At 57.1% G+C, this 7,129-nt stretch carries 6 protein-coding genes; 2 read left to right on the top strand and 4 right to left on the bottom strand.

The genetic code is table 11. From position 1 onward, the window contains the following. Positions 1 to 19: 19 nt before the first annotated feature. A complete protein-coding gene (locus NZK35_RS30160) occupies positions 20 to 1,249 on the bottom strand; it encodes an aminotransferase class V-fold PLP-dependent enzyme (RefSeq protein WP_259636251.1) in 1,230 nt (409 codons plus the stop codon). A gap of 119 nt (positions 1,250 to 1,368) precedes the next feature. Between NZK35_RS30160 and NZK35_RS30165 the strand changes: the two genes are divergently transcribed. Continuing rightward, a complete protein-coding gene (locus tag NZK35_RS30165; RefSeq protein ID WP_259636252.1) occupies positions 1,369 to 2,031 on the top strand; it encodes a glycosyltransferase family protein in 663 nt (220 codons plus the stop codon). 107 nt (positions 2,032 to 2,138) lie between these two features. Here the strand turns inward: NZK35_RS30165 and NZK35_RS30170 are convergent, their stop codons facing one another. After that, positions 2,139 to 2,819, bottom strand: coding sequence for a hypothetical protein (locus NZK35_RS30170; RefSeq protein WP_259636253.1), 681 nt, complete (start codon positions 2,817 to 2,819; stop codon positions 2,139 to 2,141). Between the two features lie 276 nt (positions 2,820 to 3,095). On the opposite strand from NZK35_RS30170, the gene NZK35_RS30175 reads away from it, so the two are divergent. Further along, positions 3,096 to 3,794: a hypothetical protein gene (locus NZK35_RS30175; RefSeq protein ID WP_259636254.1), complete on the top strand. Its 699-nt coding sequence runs from the start codon at positions 3,096 to 3,098 to the stop codon at positions 3,792 to 3,794. Here NZK35_RS30175 and NZK35_RS30180 read toward each other — a convergent pair. Together NZK35_RS30180 and NZK35_RS30185 are read right to left on the bottom strand one after the other, a co-directional pair. After that, entirely contained in the window at positions 3,772 to 5,091 is a 1,320-nt protein-coding gene (locus NZK35_RS30180) for an O-antigen ligase family protein (RefSeq protein WP_259636255.1), read from the bottom strand. The two genes, NZK35_RS30175 and NZK35_RS30180, sit on opposite strands and share 23 nt — an antisense overlap. A gap of 21 nt (positions 5,092 to 5,112) precedes the next feature. Continuing rightward, positions 5,113 to 6,741 carry a GumC family protein gene (locus tag NZK35_RS30185; protein WP_259636256.1) on the bottom strand — a complete coding sequence of 543 codons (1,629 nt, stop codon included), beginning with the start codon at positions 6,739 to 6,741 and terminating at the stop codon, positions 5,113 to 5,115. Positions 6,742 to 7,129 lie beyond the last annotated feature (388 nt).

A 7,129-nucleotide genomic window follows, 5' to 3' on the forward strand; every position in this document is an offset into this window, starting at 1 on the left:
TGGCTGCTCCAACGGTTCTTCAACCGAGCGATTCGATGACGGAAAGTCCCGCCCGAATGTCGCGGCGGTTGGTGTACAGGCCGAACGAGAATCGCATGCAGGGGTTATCGTAGGGGCTGGCACTTGCAATCACACCGTTGCGACACAGTTCGGTTTCGAGCTCGTTGGGATCCCAACCGTTGACGTTGAAACAAACGATTCCAGATGATAAATCTTGGGACATCGGAGTCAGCAATTGAACATGCGGCATCTCCGCGAGTTTCCGTTTACAAAACCGCGCCAAACGGTGGATCCGACGCTGGATGCGTTGTTTGCCGATGGCGAGTTGGAAATCAAAGGCATCGGCGAGCGCCCAACGGTGTTCATAACTGTGGTAGCCGCCCGGTGTCATCCGTCTTCCGATGGCCGCAGAATCGACGAGTCCCTTGCGCCAACATTCGATACGTTCCGCTCCGAACGGCGGGATCGTGGGGCGGACTCGTTTCCAGCCCGCTTCGCTGCCCCAGATGATGCCGGTTCCGCGTGGACCGCACAGTGTTTTGTGGCAGCCGGCGATGAAAAAGTCGCAACTTCCTTCCTGGAGGTTGAAATCTTCAACGCCCAACGCGTGGACGCCATCGACGATCAACAGAATCTTTTGCTCGGCGTTGCGGTCCTGATTCAGATCGGCGATGCGCTCAGCGATCATGGACAGCGGCAGCTTGACACCTGTTGATGAATGCACCCAGGTGACCACGACCACGCGGGTGGCATCGCTGACACCGGAAAGCAATTGGCTCACCATCACGTCCGCACAGGCATCCATCGGAGCATCGTGATCGTACAGCGCTCTTTCGACACGCTTGGCATGGTAGCGATCCGACGCGTAGCCGACGGATGCATCCGACGAATAATGTCCATGCTTGCTTTGAAGGATCTCGTCGTTTTCGTGGAGATCTAAACCGGTCAGCACCAGTCCCAGCCCCATCGTCGTGCTGTCGGTCAGGGCGATCTGATTCGGCGAGCAGCCGAAATACGATGCCACTCGGCAAAGAACGTGAACGTCATTGATTTCCAAATCGTCGTGCGCCCGCTTCGGGTTGCGATCCAGGATTCTTCGGTATCTGGACAGGGCGCGACGCACGGGGCGCGGATGCGAGGCAAACAGCATCGGGGCGAGGTGGACCAGATCGGGCGCGAGTCGAAATTGGCGACGCACCTCAGCCCACGAGTAGGGGCGGCCGGAATGGTTGCCTCTTTTGGAATTCATCTTCGTCTCCACACCGTACTTGTTGAAAGGTACGCTCGAAGCAGAGAATATACTTCAAATCACTCCGTCTGATTGCCTGGTTGTAGAACTGACCCGCCCTCCGAACCAACCGAACGCCCGTGACACGCGATCTGCTTCTGACCGTCAGCATCGGCGAAGACGAGGTCGCAAAGCACACGATTCCTCGGATGCGTCGCTATGCCGAGACGCATCGGGCCGCGTTTCGTGTGATGACGCGAAGCCAGACGTATCGTCGTCCTGTTTTCGCCTATTGGGAAGCGTTGGTTGAACTGTGCGACTCCGATTATGACCGGATCGCGATCCTGGACAGCGATATCCTGGTGCGACGGGGGGCGCCGAGTTTGTTTGAGGTCCCGTTTTCCAAGATCGCAATGAAGCCGTCCGGTTGGGTGGCGCCACGTTTCTTGCAACGCATTCACGACGAAATCGCCGACGATTTCACTGTTCCGGACATGTACAACAGCGGCGTGATCCTGATCTCACGCGACTACGTGAGGACGATCGCCGATGCGATTCAATCGCTCGGAACCCGCATCGAAGAAACGCGTTTTGCCGACCAGGTTTACTTTTGCGTGATGGTCAAGCAAACCGGTTTGACCCCGACGCCCCTGTCGTGGCGTTGGAATCAGCATGATCAAGTGCCCAATTTCAGGGCCGAACTGGCCCACTTCTTGCACTTTCGTGGTCCCGACAAACTGCCTCGCGTCGAGCAGTTTTTGCAGAAAAATCGTAATGATCAATGGGGAGCGGCTTTGTCTTGATTGGCTCGCCGGCGTTGCAGGTTTCAAGTCCTTGATGAGGGATCCGAACGCAAAAAACGGCAGACGCAGGGGTGCGTCTGCCGTTGGCGTTTACCAATCAGAAGGGATCATTGAAGCTGGAAGTCGTAGCTGTCACCCTCGTTGCCGTTGTAATCCATGAATCGGTTTCCGCTGATCAGGGTGTAGCGTCGCGAGCCAGGGTTGCGTTGGTAGACGATTCGTCCGAAGTAGTCGGCACCGTCGCCGCCGTACATTTCGTCACGAATTCCGTCGCCGTAGTCACTCATGTCGTCATCGCCGTCGCCGCCCATCAAGATGTCGAAATCTCGTCCGCCAGCCAGGTCATCGTTTCCGCCTCCTCCGAGCAAGATATCTTCGCCGTAGCCGCCGCGTGCTGTGCTGTCGATGTCGGTCTGGTTGTCGAAATTGTCGTGATGATTTCCGCCTTCAAAATAGATGTAGAAAAATTCGGGGAAATCGAGTGCGACGTCCTTCGCGACCAACGTGTCGCTTCCGTTCCAGCCACGAAACACGACATACAGTCGGGTGTAAGGACCGGCCACGGCTTCAAATTCATACTCCTGGCCATTGAATTCCACGTCGACTCGACCGGACTCGATGGCATCGTTTTCTTCGTCGTCGCGAAACTTGATTTCGCACTGGTCATTGGCCGAGGTCCCGTCAATGATGACGACGCGAGTCGGGCCGTCGTCAAAGGCGAACACGCCTGCGTTGGCGACGCCGCAAAATCCTGCCAGAGCGAGGCAAAAGGTCAATGTTCTAAGCATGGTTCGAGTTTCCGTGACTGAAGGGGGCTGGTGAAGTTTCCGTTGATAGGAATCCCAGCGGACAGCAGCGGGAACTGTTTCACGCGATTCGGCGGATTCGCCAACGCTTTTTCAATTCGGGCACCCGTCTCGCTTCCGATGCCGGCCGTCACTTGCGATGCCACGACCTGACGTTTGCGTATCGTTTTTCCACAGAGCGAACATTGATGATCGAAGCGAGGGCCGATACGATTGACCGCGAAGGACGTTTCGTGCCCTCGCTTTGGACGTTTTCCCATGTCAGAAAAGCCCGCCTACCAGTCGCCTGCACGCAGTTTCGTCAAGGCGGAGAGTCGTCGCGATGCGGTTCGTCGGATGATTCGCCCCGATCCCCTGCTGTCGTCTCTGTACGTCGACGGGGAAAACAAGGACGGGAAAGTGGGCTGGGTCAACGCCATCCGAGATCAATCGGGGGCGGTGTACCGGCTGTTGTTCTATATCGACAAGCTGCGAGTCGCTCCGGAGTTTTCCGATCTGGAGATGTACGAGGTGCTCTACGGTGCCGTGACCGAGCACCAGGAATTGAATTATCCGCGTGCCTTGTTCACGACCACCGGCGCGATCAACCTGATGCGGGACGGTATTCCCGGACAACAGTTCGTCCAGGCGGTCAAACGCGGGATCCTTCAAATCGTTCCCTACACGTTGGGCAGAGACATCAAGACCGCTCATCTTCGCGAGAACGGATACGCCTACCTGTGTATCTATGACCGCGACGGGCAGGGGATACGGGTACTGAACCTCCTGGACTACTTGATGGTGTATGACCATCGAGCGGCCGAAGAGATCCAAGTGCACCAGGAAGACGAATTGGTGATCGGTGACACCCGTTTCGTCCGGCCGTTTTTGCTGAAGTACGCCCAGGGCACGAAGGCAGAGGTCCTGGACACCGCCAGTGTGGCCGAGAGAACGCTCAGGTCAAAAGGGGCGTTCTAGCCTGTCGGCTTGTTTTTCTTGTTTCCCCGGCAAGACTCGGTAGCCGGCCCATTGCGATCCCGATCAAGGCAAAGAAGACGACGGATTCGGATCGCACCGGACCCATGAAGGAAACACACAGGAGCGACCAGCCGAGGTACCAAATGGCGACCACCGCAAGTGTGACGGCTAAGTTTTGCATCGAACGATCGCCTCGGAACAAGCGGCTGAATTTGACAACCAGGTTGCTGATCGCCGCGAGGAACAACAGCAGCCCGATGACTCCGGTCGACACCAGGATTTGAAGATAGATATTGTGCGCCGTGTGATTGGATTTCTGCGACCAGACTTCAAGTTTCCCCTCTTCGCTGGTGATGAAGTAGCCGTGCCCGATCCATTTGGATTTGCTGTACTCCCGCCAAACTTTCGTCCACATTTCTTCACGGCCCGACACCTTGGTCAATTGTCGGGCGGATTGACCACGCGTGATGTACTGAACGGTCGAACTCTTGGAATCCAGGACTGAGCCGAACGACGGATCGACCAGCACGATCACCAATAACAGCACCGCGAACAGGCTGATCGTTGCGGCACGAACCAGGTTGTCAGCGTAGAGAAAAAGCACCAGGCCGACGGTCACCGCCGCCATCAACAACGCCATCCGGCTACTGGCATAAAACAAGACGGTCCCATGAACCAGGCCGCCGACCAGCGCCGCACGCAGCGCCCACCTGTATTTTCCGACAAACAGGCAGAGCACGCAGATCAACAAGCCGATTGACGCGTTGGCACCTGCCGCTGTCGGGTGAACGATTCCCGAGTTGCCGCCCATCATCATGCGTCGATTCAATCCGGAAAGGTCCGGAACCAAAAGTTGAACGGCGATCACAAAGATGCTGAACGCCAGCAGCATTTGTCCGAGCATCCGCAACAGTGATTCGGTGCGGTCTTGCCGGGTTGCCACCAACGCGATCAGCGACGCCAGCACTAGCAGACTCGCCAGCCCGCCGGCTTGCCCGATCGAAACGGCCGGCCGCGGCGTCCACAGCACACTCAACATCGCCCAGGCGAAATACAGGTAGAACGGCAACAGTGGCCGCAAGACGGACGCCGTCTTCGCGTCGCCAAGCCGGGCGAGGAGGGCAGCCGAGCCGCCAAAGAAGACGACCAGCAAAATCAGCAATTTGACGATCGCGAGCGCATCAAGCGATGCGACAGTGGACGGTTCCAGACGACTCGGGATCGTGAACGTCAGGATCGGTAATGCCCAAACCCCGAACGTCGTGATGCGGTGCAAGTAGGCGTCTGATCGAAACATGACTTTCCAAGGGGACGATGATCAACGTGGACGCGTGGCCACGGAAGCTTCAGCCTCGGTCTCACGCCTGACGACTTCCCCTTTGTCGATCCGGATCGGTACCGACGGACTGACGCGATCCGGCGTCTCGGCCAAGTCAGACGATGATTCCTCCCACAGTGCCGCGGATTCAGGATCGAACGAATGGGGCACCGGTTCGATCGGCAGGTACGATCGAAAATCCAGCAAAACGGGAACCCCCATCGCCAAGCCGAACGCAGCGATCAGCCCGGCCATCGCACACAGCGGCTTGTTCGGCGAGACAGGCCGTTCCTCCAGGGTCGCCGGCTGGGACACATTGATACTGGTGATCCGGTGTGATTCCAATTCCTCGTTCAACCGCGCCTGTTCAAGCATCACCGAATGCAACTTGTATCGTTCCTCCAGAACCAAGGCGTTGCGCTGCAGTTTGGATAGCTGTTGTTCATGTTCATTCAGCGCGTTGATTTCGGTGAGCAGGAAGCCCCGTTGTTCTTGCAGTTTTTTTCTGCGTTCCAAAAGCGACTTTTCCGAAGCCAGGTCCACGATCTGGCTGGCGAACAGTTGTTGGTGCGTCGGGTTGATCACTTCCCGTGACTCAGTCAATTCCGAGTCCTGAGCGTCAACGATCTCGCGAGCTTTCTCGAGTTGTTCGCGAATCGAAGTCAGCTTGGGGTGGCCCGTTTTGAATTTCGCCGCGTACTCGTTTTCAAGCACTTCCAATTGGAACAGGGTCGTCCTCATGTCATTGTGCGCCTTCCGTTCAAGTCCGCTGGTTTGTTCCGTCACGGTGCGAGCGACCGAGTTGGCCAATAGGTCGGCATAGGTTTCCGCGCGCATCCCAAATTCGACCAGATCCGCTTCGACTTTGAACAGTTCGCTGGAAACTTTTTCGAGTTGGGTTTCCAATTGTTTTTGGCGGCCATCCAGGGTGGCAAATCCGGCCGCGTTCTTGGCGTCTCGGATTTTGCTCTGAACCTCATCAAGTTGCTGCTTCAGTTCCGCGTCCTGTTCCCGAAAGAAAGCGTAGGTGCCGCGCGTGCGGTTGACTTGTGCATGATGGGCCAAGTAGGCATCGACCCAATTGGAGACGATCGTCTGAGCGACCTGAGGGTTCGTTGATTTGAATTCAACCTTGACCAAGCTCGATTTCTCTGACGCCGAAATATCCATCGACTGCTCCAACGCCCGGATCGCTCGCTCTTCGGTACTGATCGGATCGATGTTGCTGACCCAGGTCTTCAACGAGCCGATCCATGTTGCCAGACGATTTTTCGATGGTTCTTCAGACGCACCGCCGGCGCTGGGGAGTTTCTCGTCAAGGATCAAGTCGGGGCCAAGACGCTCGACCACATCCTCCATGATCGTCCGACTGTGCATCACATCCAACGTCGTTTCGACCTCGTCTTCGCGAGTCTTGACGGGGGCGTCGGGGTTCCCGACGACCGACATGGTGGGGTCCAACGTCGCGCTTTCGTAGCCGACGCGCAGCAGCAGCTTGGAAACGGAACGGTACTGCCGCGGGGCGTACAACACCACAGCCACCGCGATGGCAATGACAGTGACGAAGGAAAACGCAGCGGCAAACCAGTGACGTCGAAGCGAAGTCCGCCACATGAAAAAGGAGTTCATAGAATTCGTGCAACGATTTGAACGGGAGGACGTGAACTGGGGAGAAACCGATGGCGAAGACAGACTCGATGCTAATTTCGAGCCGGTACAAAGCCCCCGCCACGGTCTGGTTCTCGGGTAGAAACAAGCGTCCGGGGTGCGTTTTTGAGATTATGAACGGTTATCCGGTCCCACGTCGACGCCCCCCAGGCAGCCCCGGCGAAACAATCGCAACATGATTGACGACCGGCGGAATTCACTCAAGTTGGTTGGACACTTGGGTTTTAGGGCAGCCCGGGCGCCAGACGGAACCGCGTCGTGTCCTCGCGTTTGTGCCCGTAGGCTCGCGCCAAACGGCTGATCATCGTTCGGTATCAGTCGGTTCGCGTCAGCGCCCGGGCACCTGGTT

The organism is Stieleria sedimenti (genome assembly GCF_025060895.1).
GTDB classification, from domain to species: Bacteria; Planctomycetota; Planctomycetia; order Pirellulales; family Pirellulaceae; genus Stieleria; species Stieleria sedimenti.

Excerpts from the sequence above, each read along its gene's own strand:
- NZK35_RS30175 (WP_259636254.1), top strand. The coding sequence starts at position 3,096 with ATGTCAGAAAAGCCCGCCTACCAGTCGCCTGCACGCAGTTTCGTCAAG.
- NZK35_RS30160 (WP_259636251.1), bottom strand. The coding sequence starts at position 1,249 with ATGAATTCCAAAAGAGGCAACCATTCCGGCCGCCCCTACTCGTGGGCT.
- NZK35_RS30180 (WP_259636255.1), bottom strand. The coding sequence starts at position 5,091 with ATGTTTCGATCAGACGCCTACTTGCACCGCATCACGACGTTCGGGGTT.
- NZK35_RS30185 (WP_259636256.1), bottom strand. The coding sequence starts at position 6,741 with ATGAACTCCTTTTTCATGTGGCGGACTTCGCTTCGACGTCACTGGTTT.
- NZK35_RS30170 (WP_259636253.1), bottom strand. The coding sequence starts at position 2,819 with ATGCTTAGAACATTGACCTTTTGCCTCGCTCTGGCAGGATTTTGCGGC.